This window comes from Amycolatopsis benzoatilytica AK 16/65 (assembly GCF_000383915.1).
GTDB lineage: Bacteria > Actinomycetota > Actinomycetes > Mycobacteriales > Pseudonocardiaceae > Amycolatopsis > Amycolatopsis benzoatilytica.
Genome location: NZ_KB912942.1, coordinates 5,241,393 through 5,259,898 on the forward strand (window position 1 = coordinate 5,241,393; position 18,506 = coordinate 5,259,898).

An 18,506-nucleotide genomic window follows, 5' to 3' on the forward strand; every position below is an offset into this window, starting at 1 on the left:
TACGATGAAACTGAGCAGGACTTTCCTCGCGGCCGGGACTCTCGCGTCCGCGGCGCTGCTGGTCGCCGCATGCGGGTCCGGGCAGGTGGGACAGAGCGGATCCGGAGACAGCTCGGCTGGCAACTCCGCGAACAGCAAGAAGCTGGCGCTGGTGCCGGGGGTGCAGGCCGAACCGTTCTACATCTCGATGCAGTGCGGCGCGCAGGAAGAAGCGAAGAAGCTCGGCTACGAGCTGACCACGCAGGCACCGCAGAAGTTCGACGCGGCTATGCAGACGTCGATCGTGAACGCGATGGGCTCCAACCCGCCGGCCGCGCTGCTCATCGCGCCGACCGACGACCAGGCGATGCTCGCGCCTATCCAGCAGGTCAAGAACCGGGGCACGAAGATCGTCGAGGTGGACACCTCGCTCAAGGACCAGAGCGTCGCGGTGTCGTCGATCTCCTCGGACAACGCCGAGGGCGGCAAGCTGGCCGCGCAGACCATGGCGAAACTGGCCGGCGACAAACCGGGTTCGGTGCTGATCCTGGACACCATCGCGGGAACATCCACCACCGCGGCCCGTGCGAAGGGTTTCGAGGATGAGTTGAAGAACCACCCGAACCTCAAGTCGGCGGGCATCCAGTTCACGCAGAACGAGCCGGACCAGGCCGCTTCGAAGGTGACCGCGGCGCTCGCCTCGACCCCGGACCTGGTGGGGATCTTCGCGACCAACCTGAACACCGGCGAAGGCGCGGCGACCGGTCTGCGCAACGCGGGCAAGATCGGCAAGGTGAACCTGGTCGGCTTCGACGCCAGCCCGTCCGAAGTGGACGGCCTGAAGAAGGGCGAATACCAGGCGCTGATCGCACAGGACCCGGCGCAGATCGGCACCCAGGGCGTGGACCAGGCGGTGGCCGCGCTGACCAGCAAGCCGGTGCAGCGGAACCTGACCGCGCAGCTGCACTCGATCACCAAGGACGATCTGGACGCCAACTCGAAGTACTTCTACAAGCAGAGCTGCTAACCTCCGGCGTGCCGGCTAAGAGCAGGTCTCGCCTGGCTCTGTCGTGATGCCTGGGCGGCCGACGGCCAGTTTGCCTTTCTGTCCGTGAAGGGCCCCTTGAGGGCATCCAAGTCCCTGAAGGGGCCCTTCACGGCCGGACCAGCAGACGGTTCGGCGTGCACCACCTGAGACAATCTCCAAGGGGACTTTCCGCACGGAAAGTCCCCTTAGTCGCGTTTACAGCTAGGATCTACTCCCCCAGCGCCGGGAGGGAGGCTGCCGATGACCGAGCGCGCGCTCTCGCTGCGCCGTTCGCCGCCCGATGCCTCGGACGTGCTGGTCGCGGCGCGGCGGATCAGCGACGACCTCAAGGACGGCCTGACCAGCGCTCGGGCCCGGCGCGCGGCGACCGGTCTGCGGCGGCTCTTCGGCATCCCAGGCGCCGGGCTGGTCGACGTCTCCGCCACGTCGGTGTGGTCCGGGCCGTTGCCGCCGGACAAGCTGGTGGTGCCCGTCATCGTGGAGGTGCTGCAGAGCGAGGAGCCGGTGCACACCGACGATCTCTTCGCGCTGCCGCTGCACGTCCACGACGAACTGGCCGGGGCGTTGGTGCTGGTCAAACCGGTGAAGGCGAAGATCGCCCAGCGGGCGGCCGAGTTCGTAGTGGAGGCGCTGGAGCGGGCACGGCTCGAAGCGTCCGCCGACCAGGCCGCGCAGGCCGAGCTGCGAGCGCTGCGCGCGGAGATGTCGCCGCATTTCGTGTACAACGCGTTGACGGTGATCGCCTCACTGGTCCGTTCCGACCCGGACCGGGCTCGCGACCTGATGCTCGATTTCGCCGACTACACCCGCTACAGCCTGTCCCGGCACGGCGAGTACACCGTGGTGGCCGAGGAGTTCCGCGCGGTGGAAACGTACCTCGCGCTGCAGCGGGCGGTGCTGGGCGAACGGTTGAAGGTGCAAGTGCGGGTCGCGCCGGAGGTGCTTGCGGTGGCGGTGCCGTACCTGGTACTCGAACCCCTCGTGGAAAACGCGATCCGGCACGGCATCGAGCCGCGTTCGGGCGCCGGGCTGGTCCAGGTGCACGGGCAGGCGGAAGGGAACGACTGCGTGATCAGCGTCGAGGACGACGGGGTCGGCATGGAACCCGCGCGGGCGGCGGACATCCTCGCCGGCCGCGGCGACGGCACCGGACTCGGACTGGCCAATGTGGACAGACGATTGCGCACCGTCTACGGGGCCTGGTACGGGCTGACGGTGGAAACCGCGGTCGGCGCGGGTACCCGGGTGATCCTTCGGGTGCCGCGGTTCCAGCCGGGGGTGCTGCCGTCGTGACCGGGCTGCGGGTGCTGGCGGTCGACGACCTCGCGCCGGCGTTGGACGAGCTGTGCCGGATGCTGCGCGAAGCCCCCGAAGTCGGCGAGGTGGTCGGGGCGAGCGACGCGCTGAAGGCGCTGAAGCTGTTGCAGGCCGACCATTACCACGCGGTCTTCCTGGACATTTCCATGCCCGGCCTGGACGGGCTGGAGCTGGCGTCGCTGCTGGCCAAGCTGTCCGAGCCGCCGGTGATCGTGTTCGTCACCGCGCACGACGGGCACGCGGTGACCGCGTACGGCATCGGCGCGGTGGACTACCTGCTCAAGCCGGTGCGGACGGAACGGCTGTCCGCCGCGCTGGCGAAGGTGACCCGGCTGGCGCCGAGCGTCCGCCGCCAGCCCTCGCCGGACGCGATGGCCGCGCTGCCGGTCGACTCCGGCGGCCGGACCCGCTACGTCCGCCGCGACGACGTGCTGTTCGCCGAAGCCAACGGCGACTACGTCCGGCTGCACACCCGGACCGCCGTGCATCCGGTGCGAATGCCGATCTCGCGACTCGAAGAATATTGGGAAGGCACCGGATTCACCCGGGTGCACCGCGGATTCCTGCTCTCGGTGCGGGCGGTGCTGGAGTTGCGCAGCGACACGACCGGCGGCTTGCTGGCGCACACCGAGGCCGGCGACGTGCCGGTGAGCCGAAGGCACGCGAGGGACCTGCGAGACCGGCTGCTGGAGGCGGCGCAGCGCGGGCAGCTCGGCGGCCCGCGGTGAGCCGCAGCAAACGCGTCGCGGTCACTAGCCCGCAGACCCGGCTCGCCCGCTCCCGGCGGCAGGAGCGGGGCCGCTGGCGGATGCCGCGGCTGCGGACGCCCGAGGCGGAACGCGCCACCGAGCTGTACCGGAGCCAGCGGCGGCGCGGGATCCCGGCGCTGGTCGCGATGTTCGCGCTGGTGCTGGGGCTGCCGGTGGTGTTCTCGCTCGCGCCCGGCCTCGACGCGGTGCGGATGTGGGGGATCCCGGTGTCGTGGCTGGTGATCGCGGTCCTGCCGTACCCGGTGCTGGCCGCGCTCGCCTGGTGGCAGCTGCGGCGCGCGGAAAAGACCGAGGACGACCAGTGACCAGCGCCGCCGACCGCCGGTGGTGCGTGAAGGGAACATTGAGGGACTCTGATTCCCTCGATGTTCCCTTCACGCACCGGCAACTCCCGGGAGAAGCCCGAGGGGTGCGCGGGGCCGGGCACGGGAGCAGCTGAGTGGACATCGCGCTGGCGGTCGCCCCGGTAGTCCTCGTCACGCTCCTCATCGGCGTGCGCGGGGTCGCCGCCATGCGCACCACGTCGGACTTCCTCGTCGCGTCGCGCCGGATCTCGCCGTTCGTGAACTCCGCCGCGGTCTCCGGCGAATACCTTTCCGCCGCGTCGTTCCTGGGCGTAGCGGGCCTGGTGGTGAAGGACGGCATCGGCGCGCTCTGGTACCCGGTCGGCTTCACTGCGGGCTATGTGGCGATGCTGGTCCTCGTCGCCGCCCCGATGCGCCGCTCCGGCGCGCTCACCGTTCCGGACTTCGCCGAGGCCCGGCTCGCTTCCCGGCCGCTGCGCCGGCTCGCCGCGGTAGTCGTGCTGGTGATCGGAACCATTTACGTGGTCCCGCAGTTCCGCACCGCCGGTCTGGTGCTCACCGCGGTCGGCGGGACACCGTACTGGGTCGGCGTGGTCATCGCGGGCACCGCGGTCAGCGTCACCCTCGCGCTCGGCGGGATGCGCGCCGCGACGTACGTCCAGGCGTTCCAGTTCTTCCTGAAGCTCTTGCTGTTCCTCGTCCCCGCGCTGTGGCTGGTCGTCCAGGCCGGTGCCGCCACCCGGGACTCGAGCCTGAACCCGGTCGAGTTCACCCGTTTCTCCCACGCCACGCCGGTCCAGTTCGACCACGACGTCACTCTGACCCTCCGCGAGCCCACCGTCGTCGACGGCCGCGGGCCGTTGCCTCCCGGACAAATGGTGGTGCACAAGGGAGAACAGCTCACCTTCGCAGCCGGTGCGCAGGTCCCCGGCGTCAGCGGGGAAGTGGCGCTCGGCGGTCCGGACTGGCAGCGTCCGCTGCTGGAAATCGACAAGGGGCATCCGTTGCTCGGCACCTGGGCCGTCCTGATCGCCACCGTGCTGGGCACGATGGGCCTCCCGCACGTCCTGATGCGCTTCCACACCAGCCCGGACGGCCGCGCCGCGCGCCGCACCGCCGCGATCACCGTGGCGTTGCTCGGCGTCTTCTATCTCTTCCCCGGCATCTACGGTGTCCTTGGCCGGGTGCTGGTGCCGCAGCTGTATCTCTCCGGCGATACGGACACAGTCGTCGTCGCGCTGCCGTCCCAGGTCGACCACAGCTGGGCCGGGCAGCTGTTCACCGCGTTGCTCACCGCGGGCGCGTTCGCCGCGTTCCTGGCGACCTCGCTCGGCTTGCTGCTCGTGATGTCCGGCGCGCTCGCCTACGACCTGATGCCGGGCGGGCTGCGCCGGCTGCGGGCGACCGTGGTGTTCGTCGCCATCGCGATGGTCGTGCTGGCGCTGCCGTCCGCCCGCCTCGATGCGGGAGTCCTGGTGACGTGGGGGTTCACCGTCGCCGCGTCCACGTTCTGCCCGCTGCTCGTGCTCGGCATCTGGTGGCAGCGGCTGACCGCGGCCGGCGCGATCGCCGGCGTCGTCACCGGACTGGCGGCGTCGTCCGGGTCCATTCTTTTCGCGCTCGCCGGCCCGCCGATGCGCGGTTGGGCGGCGATCTTGGTGTCGCAACCGGCACCCTGGTCGGTACCGCTGGCATTCGGAGTAATGATCGCGGTGTCGCTGCGCGGGCGCCCGCCTTCCTGGGCCGGGGACGCGATGTTGCGCCTGCACCTCGACGAACGCCCTTCGTCCACGCCCGGTGACCGTTCGTCGACCGTTCGTCGTGCGGCTCGGCGTTTGAGCCGCTGACGGTTCCGCCGCCCCGACGCCGTCCCTACTGTGTCGCGCACCACATCCGCAGCGTCGCGAGGGAGAGATTCCATGAGCGCAGGCGATTCGTCCGGCGCCCCGCCGGACCCGACCTGGGAACAGGTGCACGACAGCGCCGAGTTCCGTGAACTCCGGGGCCGGCTCCGCCGGTTCGTGTTCCCGATGGCCGGACTGTTCCTCGCCTGGTACCTGCTCTACGTTCTGCTGGCCGACTACGCGCACGGCTTCATGAGCACGAAGATCACCGGCAATTTCACCGTCGGGCTGCTGTTCGGCTTGCTGCAGTTCGTGTCCACCTTCCTGATCACGTGGCTGTACGTGCGCTACGCCAACAAGAAGCTGGACCCGCTGGCCGAGCGGATCAGGAACGACGTCGAAAACCCGGCAGTGGAGGCGGCATGAGCACACAATCGCGACAGCCCGCTCGTGACGCCGACTGGGTGCGGGTATCCCGCGGCGACACCGGCGGCGGCATCAGCACACAATCGCGACAGCCCGCTCGTGACGCCGACTGGGTGCGGGTATCCCGCGAAACACAGGAGGCGGCGTGAAAACCCTGGCCGCGAGCGTGGAGGGCAGCAGCCCGACGCTCAACATCACCATCTTCGCGCTGTTCGTGGTGATCACGCTGGTGATCGTGTTCCGCGCGAGCCGCAACACGAAGACCGCGTCCGACTACTACGCGGCCGGCCGTGCGTTCACCGGCCCGCAGAACGGCATCGCGATCTCCGGCGACTACCTTTCCGCTGCGTCGTTCCTTGGCATCGCCGGCGCGATCGCGGTGTACGGCTACGACGGCTTCCTCTACTCGATCGGCTTCCTGGTGGCGTGGCTGGTCGCGCTGCTGCTGGTCGCGGAACTGCTGCGCAACACCGGCAAGTTCACGATGGGCGACGTGCTCGCCTTCCGGATGAAGCAACGTCCGGTGCGCGCCGCGGCCGCGGTGTCCACCCTGGTGGTCTCGTTCTTCTACCTGCTGGCCCAGATGGCCGGCGCGGGCGGCCTGGTCGCGCTGCTGCTGGGCATCGAGGGCAAGGCCGCGCAGTCGGTGGTCATCGTCGTGGTCGGCCTCATCATGATCGCCTACGTGCTCATCGGCGGCATGAAGGGCACCACCTGGGTGCAGATCATCAAGGCGGCGCTGCTGATCGTCGGCGCGCTGGCGATGACGCTGTGGGTGCTCGGCAAGTACGGCTTCAACTTCTCCGCGCTGTTGCAGGGCGCGGTCGACAAGGCGGGCCACGCCGGAGAAGCGCTGCTCGGGCCGGGCAAGCAGTACGGCGCGAACGGCACCACGAAGCTGGACTTCTTCTCCCTCGGCATCGCTCTGGTGCTCGGCACCGCTGGCCTGCCGCACGTGCTGATGCGCTTCTACACCGTGCCGACCGCGCGCGAGGCGCGTCGTTCGGTGGTGTGGGCGATCGTGCTGATCGGCGTGTTCTACCTGTTCACTCTGGTGCTCGGTTATGGCGCTGGAGCGCTGGTCGGCCCGGACGCGATCAAGAAGGCGCCCGGCGGCGTCAACTCGGCGGCCCCGCTGCTCGCGCTCAACCTGGGCGGCCCGGTGCTGCTTGGCCTGATCTCGGCGATCGCGTTCGCGACGATCCTCGCCGTGGTCGCCGGGCTGACGATCACCGCGTCCGCCTCGTTCGCCCACGACGTGTACGCGAACGTGGTGAAGAAGGGCAAGGCCACCACCGGTTCGGAGGTCAAGGTCGCCCGGATCACCGCCGTGGTGATCGGCGTCGTGGCGATCCTCGGCGGCATCCTGGCCAACGGCCAGAACGTCGCGTTCCTGGTGGCGCTGGCGTTCGCGGTGGCGGCGTCCGCGAACCTGCCGACGATCCTGTACTCGCTGTTCTGGAAGCGGTTCAACACCCAGGGCGCGCTGTGGAGCATCTACGGCGGCCTGATCATCACTATCGTGCTGATCGTGTTCTCGCCCGCGGTGTCCGGCAAGCCGGTCGACCCGAAGACCGGCAAGAGCGCCTCGATGCTGCAGGGCGTCGACTTCCACTGGTTCCCGCTCGACAACCCCGGCCTGGTGTCCATTCCGATCGCGTTCTTCCTCGGCTGGCTCGGCACGATGCTGTCGAAGGAGCACGACAAGGCGAAGTTCGCCGAGATGGAGGTCCGGGCCCTCACCGGCGCGGGTGCGGAGAAGGCCGTGCAGCACTGATTTCCGGAAAGAACCGCCGGGCGTCGCGTTCCCTCGCGACGCCCGGCGGTTTTTCAATACGGCAGCTTGCCTTGCGCGATTTCGCCGAGCACGCCTTCCAGCTTGCTCCGCAGATACCGCCACAGCCCGGCGCCGAGCGAAATCCGGGCTACCCCCAGTTCGGCAAGCCCGGAAATCCCCGGCCCGCCCGGCAGCGCGGAAACGTTCACCGCACCCCCGGCCTGCCGGACGAACTCCGCGATCAACTCGGCGGGCCGCAAGAAGATCGGGTACACGCAGTCCGCCCCCGCCTCCCGGTAGGCACGCCCCCGCGCGACCGCCTCGTCGAAGACCGATTCCTGATCCGGCTGCCCGAGAAACAGGTCGATCCGGGCGTTGATCACCAATTCGTCCCCGGCCGCCGCCCGGATCCCCGCGATCCGCTCCGCCTGCGCGTCGACCGGGTGAAGCCCCTCGCCGGCGTAATCGGTGTCCTCGAAATTCAGCCCGACCGCACCGATTTCCCGCAACCGGGCGACAAGTTCCGCAGGCGGCAACCGGTACCCGCCCTCAGCGTCGACAGTCACCGGCGCCGACACCGCGTCCACGATCCGCCGAGCTGCCGCGAACATGTCGTCGGCCGGCGCCTTCTCCCCGTCCGGCAGCCCGAGCACCGCCGCGACGGCCGCGGAACTGGTAGCCACCACCGGAAAACCGGCGGCTTCGATCGCTTTGGCGGAATCCGCGTCCCACGCGTTCGGCAGCACCAACGGCGTGCCGGGCACGTGCAGCGCCCGCAACTCCGCCGCGCTCATGCCGCCCGCTCCGGCAGCTCGGCGTGGCTGGCCACCATGAGCCGGTTCCAGGTATTGATCGCGACCACCGACCACGCGAGCGCCCGGTACTGCTCCTCGGAAAACACCTGGGCCGCCGCGGCGTAAACGTCCTCGGGCACGTCCTTGTTTTCTGAGATGAGCGTCATCGCCTCGGTGTAGGCGAGTGCGGCCCGCTCCTGCTCGGTGAACAGGTCCGTCTCGCGCCACCCCTCCAACACGAAAAGCCGCCGCGGCGACTCCCCGACGGCGACGGCTTCCGCGGAGTGCATGTCCAGGCAGTACGCGCACCCATTGAGCTGCGAAGCGCGGATCTTGACCAGCTCGACGAGCTTCGGGTCCAGCCCCGCTTCGTTCCCGGCTTTCCTGATTTCGCCCTGCAGCTGGCGCATGGCCTGGTACAGGCCACCAGAGGCAAGCGCGATCCTCTTCGTCATGCCTTCACGCTAACGGCGACTGGCCTAGCTGACTGGTCCAGTTCATGCCATGCGCGCTGGGCCAGTGTCCCCCTGCGGCAAAAGCCGTGAAGGGCCCCTTGCCGGAATCCAAGTCCCGCAAGGGGCCCTTCACGGACCGATGGAGCTTGCTCAGCCGCTTACCGCGCGCAGAACAAGCACAACGGCAACACCAGCTCCAGATCCGTCTTCCGCACCGGCTTCCCGTCCACCGGCACGGTTCCCGGCGGAGTGTCCGCGTCCGGCTGGATCCCGCCGGCCGCGACCCGGTCCAGCGTCCGCAGCCCGGCCTCCCCGACCGTCCCGAACACCGTGTAGTTGGGCCGCAGGCTGGAATCCCCGTACACCACGAAGAACTGCGAGCCGTTGGTGTCCGGCCCCGCGTTCGCCATCGCCAGCAGGCCGCGCCCGTAGGTCCGCCGCTGCCCGGTCGGGTCGTTCGGCGCGGGCGGCAAGCCGACTGGCAGCTCGTCCTTGAACTTGTACCCCGGGCCGCCTTCCCCGGTGGCTGAAGGGTCCCCGCACTGCAGCACCTTCAACGTCGGGTACGCCGTCAACCGGTGGCAGGTGGTCCGGTTGTAGAACCCGCTCTTCGCCAGGTGCAGGAAACTCTGCACCGTGCAGGGCGCCTCGGCCCGGTCGAGTTTGAGCGGCAGCAAGCCCTGGTTGGACAACACCGCGACATCCACCGATCCGCGATCGGGCGTGTGCCGCGGGTCCGGCGGCAGCGACACCGGCCGCACCGCGGGATCGTCCGGGGTTTCGGTGTACTGGCAGGGCCCCGACGTCGCCTTCGGCGGCGCGCTCTCCGCCGCGGAGGCCGGCGCGGCCACCGCCACCAGCGAGAACGCGGCCAGCACCGACACGAGCAACTTCTTCATCCGCTTTCCTTCCCCCCATCGGAGGAACGAAGTATAGGGAAGCGTTCTTGCCCGCGCCCCCGGCGAAAGTCGCAACCTCGCGCGCCGCTGACCAGTTCCTGACCAGGGCGGAGGTCCGCAGTTCGGTCGGGACGCGACGAAACCGCCCAAAGCTGGTGATCGGCTGCGCCGGTTCTCATCGGCACAGCCACTCAGCAGGACTCTAGCTCTTCAGCTCCGCGATCAACCGGTCCGCCGCCGCGAACGGATCCAGCTCCCGTGCCGCCACCAGGTCGGCCAGCTCCGCCAGCCGGCTCCCGTGCCGCAGGTCCGCCAGCTCCGCGTGCAACCGCCGCAGCGCGATAGCGGCGACCTCGCCCCGCGCCCGGGCGGCCCGCCGACGGGCCAGTTCCCCATGTGCGGCAAGCCATTCGTGGTGTGCGCGCAGGGCCGCCACCACCTCGTCGACGCCCTCGCCCTTCGCCGCCACCGTGCGCACGATCGGCTGCCGCCAGCTCGGCCCGCGCAACTCCCGGCGCGCCAACGCGATCATGTTCTTCAAGTCGTGCACCGTCGCGTCCGCGCCGTCGCGGTCGGCCTTGTTGACCACGAACACGTCCGCGATCTCCAGCACGCCCGCCTTCGCCGCCTGGATCCCGTCGCCCATCCCCGGCGCGAGCAGGACCACCGTGGTGTCCGCCAGTTTCACAACGTCCACTTCGGACTGTCCAACCCCGACGGTCTCGATCAGCACGACGTCGAATCCGGCCGCGTCGAGCACCCGCACCGCCTGCGGGGTCGCCCAGGACAGGCCGCCGAGATGCCCGCGGGTGGCCATCGAGCGGATGAACACGCCCGGGTCGGTGGCGTGCTCGGTCATCCGGATCCGGTCGCCGAGCAGCGCGCCGCCGGAGAACGGGGACGACGGGTCGATCGCCAGCACCCCGACCCGCAGCCCCTCCCCGCGCAAGGCGGTGAGCAGCGCGGACGTCGACGTCGACTTGCCGACGCCGGGCGGGCCGGTCAACCCGACGACGCGGGCACGGCCGGTGTAGGGGGTCAGCGCGCGGGCGATGTCCGCCACCCGCGGAGAGGAATCCTCGACTAGCGAAATGAGCCGGGCGACCGCGCGCGGTTGGCCTTCCCGCGCGCGGCCGACCAGTTCGTCGAGGTCGGGGCCGGCCAAATTACGCCGACGGGACGCGGATCAGCAGCGCGTCGCCCTGTCCGCCGCCGCCGCACAGGGCAGCCGCGCCCAGGCCGCCGCCGCGCCGGCGCAGCTCGTGCACCAGGTGCACGGCGAGCCGGGCGCCGGACGCGCCGATCGGGTGGCCCAGCGCGATCGCGCCGCCGTTCACGTTCACCTTCGCCGGGTCCAGGCCGAGCTTCTCGCTCGACACCAGGCCAACCGAGGCGAACGCCTCGTTGATCTCGACCAGGTCCAGGTCGGACACGTCCAGCTTGGCCTTCTTCAGCGCGGCGCGGATCGCGTTCGACGGCTGCTCCTGCAGGCTCGCGTCCGGTCCGGCGACGACGCCGTGCGCGCCGATCTCGGCCAGCGGCGTGAGGCCCAGCTCGGCCGCCTTCTCCGGGCTGGCCACGATCACCGCGGCCGCGCCGTCGGAGATCTGCGAGGACGAAGCGGCGGTGATGGTGCCGTCCGAGGCGAATGCCGGGCGCAGCTTCGCCAGGCCCTCGACGGTGGTGTCCGCGCGGACGCCCTCGTCGGTGTCGAACATGACCGGGTCGCCCTTGCGCTGCGGGATCGGCACCGGCGCGATCTCCTCACGGAAGAACCCGGCCTCGATCGCGGCGGCGGCGCGCTGGTGCGAACGCGCGGAGAACTCGTCCTGCTGCTCGCGGGTGACGCTGTAGCGGGCGTTGTGCTTCTCCGTCGAGACGCCCATCGCGACCTGGTCGAACGCGCAGAACAGGCCGTCGTAGGCCATGTGGTCGACCAGCGTGGCGTCGCCGTACTTGAAGCCGGACCGGGACTTCGGCAGCAGGTGCGGAGCCTGGGTCATCGACTCCTGGCCGCCCGCGACGACGAGGTCGAACTCGCCCGCGCGGATCAGCTGGTCGGCGAGCGCGATGGCGTCGAGGCCGGACAGGCAGACCTTGTTGATGGTCAGCGCCGGCACGTCCATCGGGATGCCCGCGTTGACCGCCGCCTGGCGCGCCGGAATCTGGCCCGCGCCCGCGGTGAGCACCTGGCCCATGATCGTGTACTGGACCTGCTCCGGCGAGACGCCGGCCTGTTCCAGCGCGGCCTTGATCGCGATCCCGCCCAGCTGGGCTCCCGAGAAGTCCTTCAACGAGCCGAGCAGCCGCCCGATCGGGGTGCGGGCAGCGCCCAGGATCACGGAACCGGACACGACGTCCTCCAAAGCTTCGATGCACTGGCAGTGTTTCCACGATACGGCCTGCGCGGGCTCCCCGGCGCGTCTTGATGGAGCCAGTGTGAGGGGGCGCACGCGCTCTTCCCGGCGCGGGGCAGCGGCTTATCCTCCCGGTATGGACACCGAGCCCACCGCATCCGCGCTCAAGCCGTTCGTCACCGCGATCGACCACGTCGGCATCGCCGTGCCCGACCTCGACGCCGCGATCGCGTTCCACCGGGACCACTTCGGCCTGGAACTCGCGCACGAGGAGGTGAACGACGAGCAGGGCGTGCGCGAAGCGATGCTGCGCGCCCCGGGCGCCGCCGGCACCGAGACGATGATCCAGCTGCTGGCGCCCTCCCGCGAGGATTCGACCATCGCGAAGTTCATCGGCCGCAACGGGCCGGGCCTGCAGCAGCTCGCCTACCGGGTGTCCGATGTGGACGCCGCGGCGGCCGCGCTGCGGGCGCAGGGGCTGCGGCTGCTGTATGACGAGGCGAAGCGCGGGACGTCGAACAGCCGGGTGAACTTCGTGCACCCGAAGGACGCCGGCGGGGTGCTGGTCGAGCTGGTCGAGCCGGCGGCGACCGGGCACTGACGCACCCACCCCGACCACCCCAATGCCACATTGGGTGCGTTGAGCCACCCCAATGTGGCATTGGGTGCATCCCAGGCACCCAATGTGGCATTCGGTGCATCCCAGGCACCCAATGTGGCATTCGGTGCATCCCAGGCACCCAATGTGGCATTCGGTGCGTTGAGCGCACCCAATGCCACATTGGGGCGCTGCAGGTTCGGAGCCGCCGAGCGCGGGGGGCGCGTGAGGGAGCGGGGCGGCGCGTGAGGGAGCGGGGCGGCGCGTGAGGAACCGGAGTGGCGCGTCAGGAACCGGCGGGGCGCATCAGGAAGCGGGGGTGGGCGGCGCGCCCTTCGACGCCTTTGCCGACAGCGCGTTCGCCACGAACGTCAGTTCCCCGTCGAATTCCGCCGGCTGGTCGTCGCCCGAGTGCCGGGCGGTCGCGTGCCGGTGGCTGACCGCCCGGGCCAGCAGCCCGGACGCGTTGTCGATGTCCGGCCCGGCCAGCCGCCCGCCGGCCGCGGCCACGATCACCGACCGCATCAGCCGGACCAGCTGCTGGTAGCGGTCGGACAGCGCCTCGCGCACCACGTGGTGCGTGTCGGCCTCGCGCCACAGCAGGTGCGAGAGGCCCAGCGAACCGGTGAACCGGCGGTCGAGTTCGCCGACCAGCCGGCGCAGGGAACCCGCCAGGTCGCCGGGGACGACGACCGCAGCGGGTTCGATGCGTTCGTCCGGCAGCCGGTCGACCAATGCGGCCAGCAGGTCGGACTTGCGGCGGAAGTAGTAGTGGACCAGGCCCTTCGGGACCCCGGCGCGCTCCGCGATGCGGGACGTCGGGGTCGCTTCGAAGCCGGACTCGGCGAACAGCTCCTCCGCCGCGCACAGGATCCGTTCCTTCGCCGAGTCGTCGGTCATCTCCGCCTTCCTCCCCTCCGCCGCCCTCGCCGGGGCGGCTTCGCCGCGCTCTGCTTGTCCTGTCCTCGCCGGGGAATCCCCGGCTTCGTCAGTGCTGCCCGGCCGTGCGGTGGGCGGCGTTGGCCTCCGGCATCGCGGCCGCGCCGGCGATGATCGTCAGCGCCCCGGCGACCCAGGACGTCCACGACGCCCCGTTGAACTGCGTGTACCCCATCACCCACGGCGCGATGAACAGCAACGCGCCAAGGACGATCTGCACGCCCTCGCTGTAAACCATGCTCGGCGCCGCGAGCGACACCAAGCCGTCGATAGCGATCAGCGCACCGAGGACCACCATCGTCCACATCATCGTGGTGTTCGTGCTCAGCCAAAGGGGTGAAAGAGCGGCGACAACACCGATGACGACTTCCGCCCAGTCATAGGGCCGCATCCAGGCGCGCGTCGAGACTTCACTCATTCGTGCTCACCTCCGCCGGAAAAGAGCCGTTCAGGGAGATTTCCCACTTCCACTGTGCGCCTTGACTGGCCAGCCGGTCAAGATTCCGTACGTCACACTTCGACTCGTGGACCGGGGGTTCGGCCCGTACAGTGAGGCCCCCGGTTACCGACGAGTAATTTCGGCTCCCGCGGCCGACCCCCTGGAGGTCTCGATGACGCACCTCGACCAGATCCAGCAGGCGATCCTGAGCGGCCGCCTCGAAGAGCTCGCCGACCTCCCCGTCCCCGAGCGCTACCGCGGCGTGACCGTGCACGCCGACGAGGTCGACATGTTCGAGGGCCTCGAAAGCCGCGACAAGGACCCGCGCCGGTCGCTGCACCTGGACGAGGTGCCGACGCCGGAGCTGGGCCCGGGCGAGGCGCTGGTCGCCGTCATGGCCAGCGCGATCAACTACAACACTGTCTGGACCTCGATCTTCGAGCCGATCCCGACGTTCAAGTTCCTGCAGCGCTACGGCAGGGTCTCGCCGCTGGCCAAGCGGCACGACCTGCCGTATCACGTGGTCGGCTCCGACCTTTCCGGCGTCGTGCTGCGCACCGGCGCGGGCGTGCACAACTGGAAGCCGGGCGACGAGGTCGTCGCGCACTGCCTGAACGTCGAGCTGGAAGGCCCGGACGGGCACAACGACACGATGCTCGACACCGAGCAGCGGATCTGGGGCTTCGAGACCAACTTCGGCGGACTGGCCGAGATCGCGCTGGTCAAGGCGAACCAGCTGATGCCGAAGCCGGCGCACCTCACCTGGGAGGAGTCCGCTTCCCCGGGCCTGGTGAACTCCACCGCCTACCGGCAGCTCGTGTCGCGCAACGGCGCGGACATGAAGCAGGGCGACGTCGTCCTCGTCTGGGGCGCCTCGGGCGGCCTCGGCTCGTACGCGACGCAGTACGCGCTCAACGGCGGCGCGATTCCGGTGTGCGTGGTCTCCAGCCCGGAGAAGGCGGAGATCTGCCGGAAGCTCGGCGCGGAGCTGATCATCGACCGCACCGCCGAGGGGTACCGGTTCTGGAAGAACGAGAACGAGCAGGACCCCAAGGAATGGCAGCGGTTCGGCGCGAAGATCCGCGAGCTGACCGGCGGCGAGGACCCGGACATCGTGTTCGAGCACCCGGGCCGGGAGACCTTCGGCGCGTCCGTCTACGCCGCGCGCAAAGGCGGCACCATCGTCACCTGCGCGTCCACCTCGGGGTACATGCACCAGTACGACAACCGGTATCTGTGGATGAACCTGAAGCGGATCATCGGCTCGCACTTCGCGAACTACCGCGAATCGTGGGAGGCCAACCGGCTGATCGCGAAGGGCCTGATCCACCCGACGCTGTCGAAGACGTACTCGCTGGAAGAGACCGGCCAAGCCGCCCTGGACGTGCACCGCAACGCTCACCAGGGCAAGGTCGGCGTGCTCGCGCTCGCCCCGGAAGAAGGGCTCGGCGTGCGCGACGAGGAGATGCGAGCGAAGCACCTCGACGCGATCAACGCCTTCCGCGGCGCCTGAGGGCGGACCTCCCGCCCCTCCGGTCCGGCCGCTCGGCGCACGAGCGGCCGGACCCCGTGGGTGCTCACCCGTCCGTGACCGCGGAGCAGCTACGGTGGGGGCTATGAGCCTTGGCGATGAACGCGAACTCGTGCCGCTGGGAGCCGGCTTCGACGTGGCGAAGCGGGGGTACAGCCGGGCACAGGTCGACGACCACCTGGAACGGCTTGACGGCGATCTGAAGATGCTCACCGCCGACCGCGACGCCGCCATCGCCCAGGCGGGCGATCTCGCCCGGCAGCTGGAAGTCGCGCGCGGCGAGATCGCCGACCTGCGCGGTCAGGTGGACCGGCTCGCGCAGCCGCCGACGAGCGTCGAGGGACTGTCCGAGCGCCTGCAGCGGATGCTGCGGCTGGCGCAGGACGAGGCCGCCGACACGCGCGCCCGCGCCGAGGCCGAGGCCGGCCACATCCGGGCGAAGGCGGAGACCGACGCGAGCGCCATGCGCGCCCGCTACGAGCAGCTGCTCACCGAACTCGACCTGCGCCGCAAGGAAATGGAAGCCGAGCACCGCAAGGTGCTGGAGGACGCGCGCGCCGAGGCGAAGCGGATCACCGACGAGGGCGAGGCCGAGCGCAAGAAGCTCGACGGCGAGTCCGAGGCCCGCCGCACCCAGGTCGAGGAAGACTTCGAGATCGCCATGGCCACCCGCCGCGCCGAGGCGATGCGGGTACTGGCCGAGCAGGAAGCCGCCAGCAAGGCCGAGGCCGAGCGCCGGGTCCGCGAGGCGGCCGAGGACGCCGCCGCGATCCGCGCGAAGGTGCTCGAGGAGGAGACGGCCGCGAAGGCCGACATCGACCGCCGCCAGCGCGAATCCGTCGCGGACGCGAACAAGCGCCGCCAGGACTCGATCACCGAGGCGAACGCCCGGCTGGCCGAGGCAGCCGACGAGGCCCGCCGCCGCGTCCGCACCGCCACCGACGAGTCGAACCGGCGGATCACCCAGGCCAACGAGCGGGTCGAGGCGCTGCGCACGGTCCGGGCCAGCCTGGCCGAGCAGGTCCGCTCCGCGCGGACGGTGCTGGCCGAGGCGCAGCACGTGCTGGGCGAGATGGACGGGGCGGTGCCCGCGGACATCAAGGCTGCGGCCGACGCGACTCCGAAGCCCGGGGGCGGCAAGAACACAGGTGCGGGCTCGGCTCCGGCCGGGTCCGGCGCGGCCAGCAGCGGTTCGGCGAGCGGCGGCGGCGCGCAGGCCGCGCAGAACTCCGGCGGCAACGCCACCGCGACCGCGGTCAAGACCGCTGCCGCAGGTCAGAGCGCTCCTGGCGGGGCAGCGCAGCCAGCCCGCGGCGATGTCGAGCAGACCATCCGGCTGCGCACCTCCGACGTGCCCAAGCCGCAGCCGCAACCGCGTCCGGCGGGAAAACCGACTGGCGAGTAACCTTCCCCCGCGAAGGGGCCGCGCCGCCCCGCTGACCCATCTCGCCGGGAGGTTGTGCATGGCTGTCTATCGGACTGTGGTGGTGGGCACGGACGGATCCGACTCGTCCTTCGCCGCGGTGGACAAGGCCGCTGGGGTGGCCGCGGCCGCCGGGGCGTCCCTGGTCGTCGTGTGCGCCTACCACCCCGCCAGCCGTCATGACGTGGAACTCGCCCAGGACCAGCTGGGCGAGGAGGCTTACCAAGTGGTCGGCTCCGCGCCCGCGGAGGACACCCTGCAGTCCGCGCGGGACCGGGCGATCCGGGCCGGTGCGGAGAAGGTCGACACACTGGCCGTCGAAGGCGAGCCGGTGGACACCCTGCGCAAGGTCGTGAAGGACCGCGAGGCGGACCTGCTGGTGGTCGGCAACCGCGGCCTCAACACGCTCGCCGGCCGGATACTGGGCTCGGTGCCGTCGGAGGTGGCCCGCAAGTCGGGTGTCGACGTGCTGATCGTGCACACCACCTGACCTCGTGGCCGATTCTTCCCGGGACCTGCAGCAACGACTGGAACGCACCCTCCTCGGCGGACCGCGCCGCTACACGCGGCTCGAAGTCGCCGAACGGGCCGGCGTGCCCGAAGAACGGTCACGCCGGCTCTGGCGGGCACTGGGCTTCGCCACCGTGGAGGACGGCGAGCGGGTCTTCACCGACGCGGACGTCGAGGCGATGCGGATCGCCGACGGACTGGTGAGCTCCGGTCTGGTCGCGCCGGGCATGGAGGTCGCGGTCACGCGTGCGCTCGGCCAGCACCTGTCGCGGCTGGCCGAGTGGCAGGTGCACATGCTGTGGCAGCTGATCACCGACAACCCGGAGCTGGCGCGCAACGACCGCCAGGTGACCCGGCTCGTGGAACGGCTGCTGCCGGAACTGGAGCAGGTGCAGAACTACGTCTGGCGGCGGCACCTGGCCGCGTTCGCCGGGCGGGCGTTCGCCAGCCCGGAGGAGGACCTGGAGACGCGGTCGCTGGTCGTCGGGTTCGTCGACATGGTCGGCTACACCCGGTTCACCCGCCAAGCCGACGAGGAACAGCTGACCCAGGTCCTCGACGGCTTCGAAACGCTGGCCACCGAGATCATCGCCGAGCACCACGGCCGGGTGGTGAAGATGATCGGCGACGAGGTCTTCTTCGTCGCCGACACTCCCGAGGACGGCGCCGAGATCGCGTTGACGCTGGCCGAACGGACCGGCGAGGACGACGACCTGCCCGCGGTCCGGGCGGGCCTGGCTTCGGGACGGGTGCTGTCGCGGTTCGGCGACGTGTACGGGTCGGTGGTGAACCTCGCCGCGCGGCTGACGTCGGTGGCGCGGCCGGGAACCGTGCTGGTCGACCGGGAACTGGCCGGCGAGCTGGAATCGTTGCCGCAGTTCGACCTTCGCACCCGGCGGCCGATCGCGGTGCGCGGCTACAACCGGCTGCGGCCGTCCGCGCTGCGGCGGGCCAAGGAAAAGCCGACCGGCCGGTTCGCCTCCTCGCAGGAGCTGGCCGCGGAAATGATGGGTCTCGCCGAACCCGCCGCCGAGACTCCGGAGCCGGACGATTTCCCCGCTGCTTCGCGCAAGCGTCGCCGCCGGCGCTGACCCG

At 70.4% G+C, this 18,506-nt stretch carries 19 protein-coding genes; 12 read left to right on the forward strand and 7 right to left on the reverse strand.

The features are described 5' to 3' along the window. Positions 1-4 precede the first annotated feature (4 nt). From AMYBE_RS0124080 to AMYBE_RS0124110, 7 genes are all read left to right on the forward strand, one after another. Positions 5-1,006, forward strand: coding sequence for an ABC transporter substrate-binding protein (locus tag AMYBE_RS0124080; protein WP_020661954.1), 1,002 nt, complete (start codon positions 5-7; stop codon positions 1,004-1,006). 261 nt (positions 1,007-1,267) lie between these two features. Then, a complete protein-coding gene (locus AMYBE_RS0124085; protein WP_020661955.1) occupies positions 1,268-2,320 on the forward strand; it encodes a sensor histidine kinase in 1,053 nt (350 codons plus the stop codon). Then, the gene (locus AMYBE_RS0124090) at positions 2,317-3,072 is read left to right on the forward strand and encodes a LytR/AlgR family response regulator transcription factor (RefSeq protein ID WP_020661956.1); all 756 of its coding nucleotides are present in this window, start codon (positions 2,317-2,319) and stop codon (positions 3,070-3,072) included. The genes AMYBE_RS0124085 and AMYBE_RS0124090 overlap by 4 nt, the downstream gene beginning before the upstream one ends. After that, complete coding sequence (locus tag AMYBE_RS0124095) at positions 3,069-3,419, forward strand: DUF485 domain-containing protein (RefSeq protein WP_027927951.1); 351 nt, start codon at positions 3,069-3,071, stop codon at positions 3,417-3,419. Before AMYBE_RS0124090 ends, AMYBE_RS0124095 begins: the two co-directional genes overlap by 4 nt. A gap of 134 nt (positions 3,420-3,553) precedes the next feature. After that, positions 3,554-5,266 carry a sodium/solute symporter gene (locus tag AMYBE_RS0124100; protein WP_020661958.1) on the forward strand — a complete coding sequence of 571 codons (1,713 nt, stop codon included), beginning with the start codon at positions 3,554-3,556 and terminating at the stop codon, positions 5,264-5,266. Positions 5,267-5,338: 72 nt separating this feature from the next. Beyond that, positions 5,339-5,689, forward strand: coding sequence for a DUF485 domain-containing protein (locus tag AMYBE_RS0124105; RefSeq protein ID WP_020661959.1), 351 nt, complete (start codon positions 5,339-5,341; stop codon positions 5,687-5,689). Between the two features lie 145 nt (positions 5,690-5,834). Continuing rightward, positions 5,835-7,466, forward strand: coding sequence for a solute symporter family protein (locus tag AMYBE_RS0124110; RefSeq protein ID WP_020661960.1), 1,632 nt, complete (start codon positions 5,835-5,837; stop codon positions 7,464-7,466). A 53-nt stretch (positions 7,467-7,519) separates the two neighbouring features. Here AMYBE_RS0124110 and AMYBE_RS0124115 read toward each other — a convergent pair whose 3' ends face one another. From AMYBE_RS0124115 to AMYBE_RS0124135, 5 genes are all read right to left on the reverse strand, one after another. Continuing rightward, positions 7,520-8,260, reverse strand: coding sequence for an isocitrate lyase/PEP mutase family protein (locus tag AMYBE_RS0124115; RefSeq protein WP_020661961.1), 741 nt, complete (start codon positions 8,258-8,260; stop codon positions 7,520-7,522). Beyond that, positions 8,257-8,715, reverse strand: coding sequence for a carboxymuconolactone decarboxylase family protein (locus AMYBE_RS0124120; protein WP_027927952.1), 459 nt, complete (start codon positions 8,713-8,715; stop codon positions 8,257-8,259). The genes AMYBE_RS0124115 and AMYBE_RS0124120 overlap by 4 nt, the downstream gene beginning before the upstream one ends. A 158-nt stretch (positions 8,716-8,873) precedes the next feature. Next, positions 8,874-9,614: a peptidylprolyl isomerase gene (locus tag AMYBE_RS0124125; protein ID WP_020661963.1), complete on the reverse strand. Its 741-nt coding sequence runs from the start codon at positions 9,612-9,614 to the stop codon at positions 8,874-8,876. Between the two features lie 202 nt (positions 9,615-9,816). Beyond that, positions 9,817-10,779, reverse strand: a complete 963-nt coding sequence (gene meaB / locus AMYBE_RS0124130) for a methylmalonyl Co-A mutase-associated GTPase MeaB (RefSeq protein WP_020661964.1) — start codon at positions 10,777-10,779, stop codon at positions 9,817-9,819. A 1-nt stretch (position 10,780) separates the two neighbouring features. Next, a complete protein-coding gene (locus AMYBE_RS0124135) occupies positions 10,781-11,968 on the reverse strand; it encodes an acetyl-CoA C-acetyltransferase (RefSeq protein WP_027927953.1) in 1,188 nt (395 codons plus the stop codon). 139 nt (positions 11,969-12,107) lie between these two features. On the opposite strand from AMYBE_RS0124135, the gene mce reads away from it, so the two are divergent. After that, positions 12,108-12,572, forward strand: a complete 465-nt coding sequence (gene mce / locus AMYBE_RS0124140) for a methylmalonyl-CoA epimerase (protein WP_020661966.1) — start codon at positions 12,108-12,110, stop codon at positions 12,570-12,572. A 303-nt stretch (positions 12,573-12,875) separates the two neighbouring features. Here the strand turns inward: mce and AMYBE_RS0124145 are convergent, their stop codons facing one another. Beyond that, positions 12,876-13,469, reverse strand: a complete 594-nt coding sequence (locus AMYBE_RS0124145; protein ID WP_020661967.1) for a TetR/AcrR family transcriptional regulator — start codon at positions 13,467-13,469, stop codon at positions 12,876-12,878. An 88-nt stretch (positions 13,470-13,557) separates the two neighbouring features. After that, positions 13,558-13,926 carry an SPW repeat protein gene (locus AMYBE_RS0124150; RefSeq protein WP_020661968.1) on the reverse strand — a complete coding sequence of 123 codons (369 nt, stop codon included), beginning with the start codon at positions 13,924-13,926 and terminating at the stop codon, positions 13,558-13,560. Positions 13,927-14,119: 193 nt separating this feature from the next. On the opposite strand from AMYBE_RS0124150, the gene ccrA reads away from it, so the two are divergent. The 4 genes from ccrA to AMYBE_RS0124170 all read left to right on the forward strand — a co-directional run bounded on the left by ccrA (position 14,120) and on the right by AMYBE_RS0124170 (position 18,502). Then, entirely contained in the window at positions 14,120-15,460 is a 1,341-nt protein-coding gene (gene ccrA, locus AMYBE_RS0124155; RefSeq protein ID WP_020661969.1) for a crotonyl-CoA carboxylase/reductase, read from the forward strand. Positions 15,461-15,590: 130 nt separating this feature from the next. Continuing rightward, positions 15,591-16,883, forward strand: a complete 1,293-nt coding sequence (locus tag AMYBE_RS42235) for a coiled-coil domain-containing protein (RefSeq protein WP_051124993.1) — start codon at positions 15,591-15,593, stop codon at positions 16,881-16,883. A gap of 58 nt (positions 16,884-16,941) precedes the next feature. Continuing rightward, the gene (locus AMYBE_RS0124165; protein WP_020661971.1) at positions 16,942-17,391 is read left to right on the forward strand and encodes a universal stress protein; all 450 of its coding nucleotides are present in this window, start codon (positions 16,942-16,944) and stop codon (positions 17,389-17,391) included. 4 nt (positions 17,392-17,395) lie between these two features. Further along, positions 17,396-18,502 (forward strand): adenylate/guanylate cyclase domain-containing protein, encoded by a 1,107-nt coding sequence (locus AMYBE_RS0124170; protein ID WP_020661972.1) that lies wholly within the window; start codon positions 17,396-17,398, stop codon positions 18,500-18,502. Positions 18,503-18,506 lie beyond the last annotated feature (4 nt).

What these genes read in the sequence shown, in the direction of transcription:
- AMYBE_RS0124080 (WP_020661954.1), top strand. Translation starts at nt 5, where the DNA reads ATGAAACTGAGCAGGACTTTCCTCGCGGCCGGGACTCTCGCGTCCGCG.
- AMYBE_RS0124085 (WP_020661955.1), top strand. Translation starts at nt 1,268, where the DNA reads ATGACCGAGCGCGCGCTCTCGCTGCGCCGTTCGCCGCCCGATGCCTCG.
- AMYBE_RS0124105 (WP_020661959.1), top strand. Translation starts at nt 5,339, where the DNA reads ATGAGCGCAGGCGATTCGTCCGGCGCCCCGCCGGACCCGACCTGGGAA.
- AMYBE_RS0124115 (WP_020661961.1), bottom strand. Translation starts at nt 8,260, where the DNA reads ATGAGCGCGGCGGAGTTGCGGGCGCTGCACGTGCCCGGCACGCCGTTG.
- AMYBE_RS0124120 (WP_027927952.1), bottom strand. Translation starts at nt 8,715, where the DNA reads ATGACGAAGAGGATCGCGCTTGCCTCTGGTGGCCTGTACCAGGCCATG.
- AMYBE_RS0124125 (WP_020661963.1), bottom strand. Translation starts at nt 9,614, where the DNA reads ATGAAGAAGTTGCTCGTGTCGGTGCTGGCCGCGTTCTCGCTGGTGGCG.
- mce (WP_020661966.1), top strand. Translation starts at nt 12,108, where the DNA reads ATGGACACCGAGCCCACCGCATCCGCGCTCAAGCCGTTCGTCACCGCG.
- AMYBE_RS0124145 (WP_020661967.1), bottom strand. Translation starts at nt 13,469, where the DNA reads ATGACCGACGACTCGGCGAAGGAACGGATCCTGTGCGCGGCGGAGGAG.
- AMYBE_RS0124150 (WP_020661968.1), bottom strand. Translation starts at nt 13,926, where the DNA reads ATGAGTGAAGTCTCGACGCGCGCCTGGATGCGGCCCTATGACTGGGCG.
- ccrA (WP_020661969.1), top strand. Translation starts at nt 14,120, where the DNA reads ATGACGCACCTCGACCAGATCCAGCAGGCGATCCTGAGCGGCCGCCTC.
- AMYBE_RS0124165 (WP_020661971.1), top strand. Translation starts at nt 16,942, where the DNA reads ATGGCTGTCTATCGGACTGTGGTGGTGGGCACGGACGGATCCGACTCG.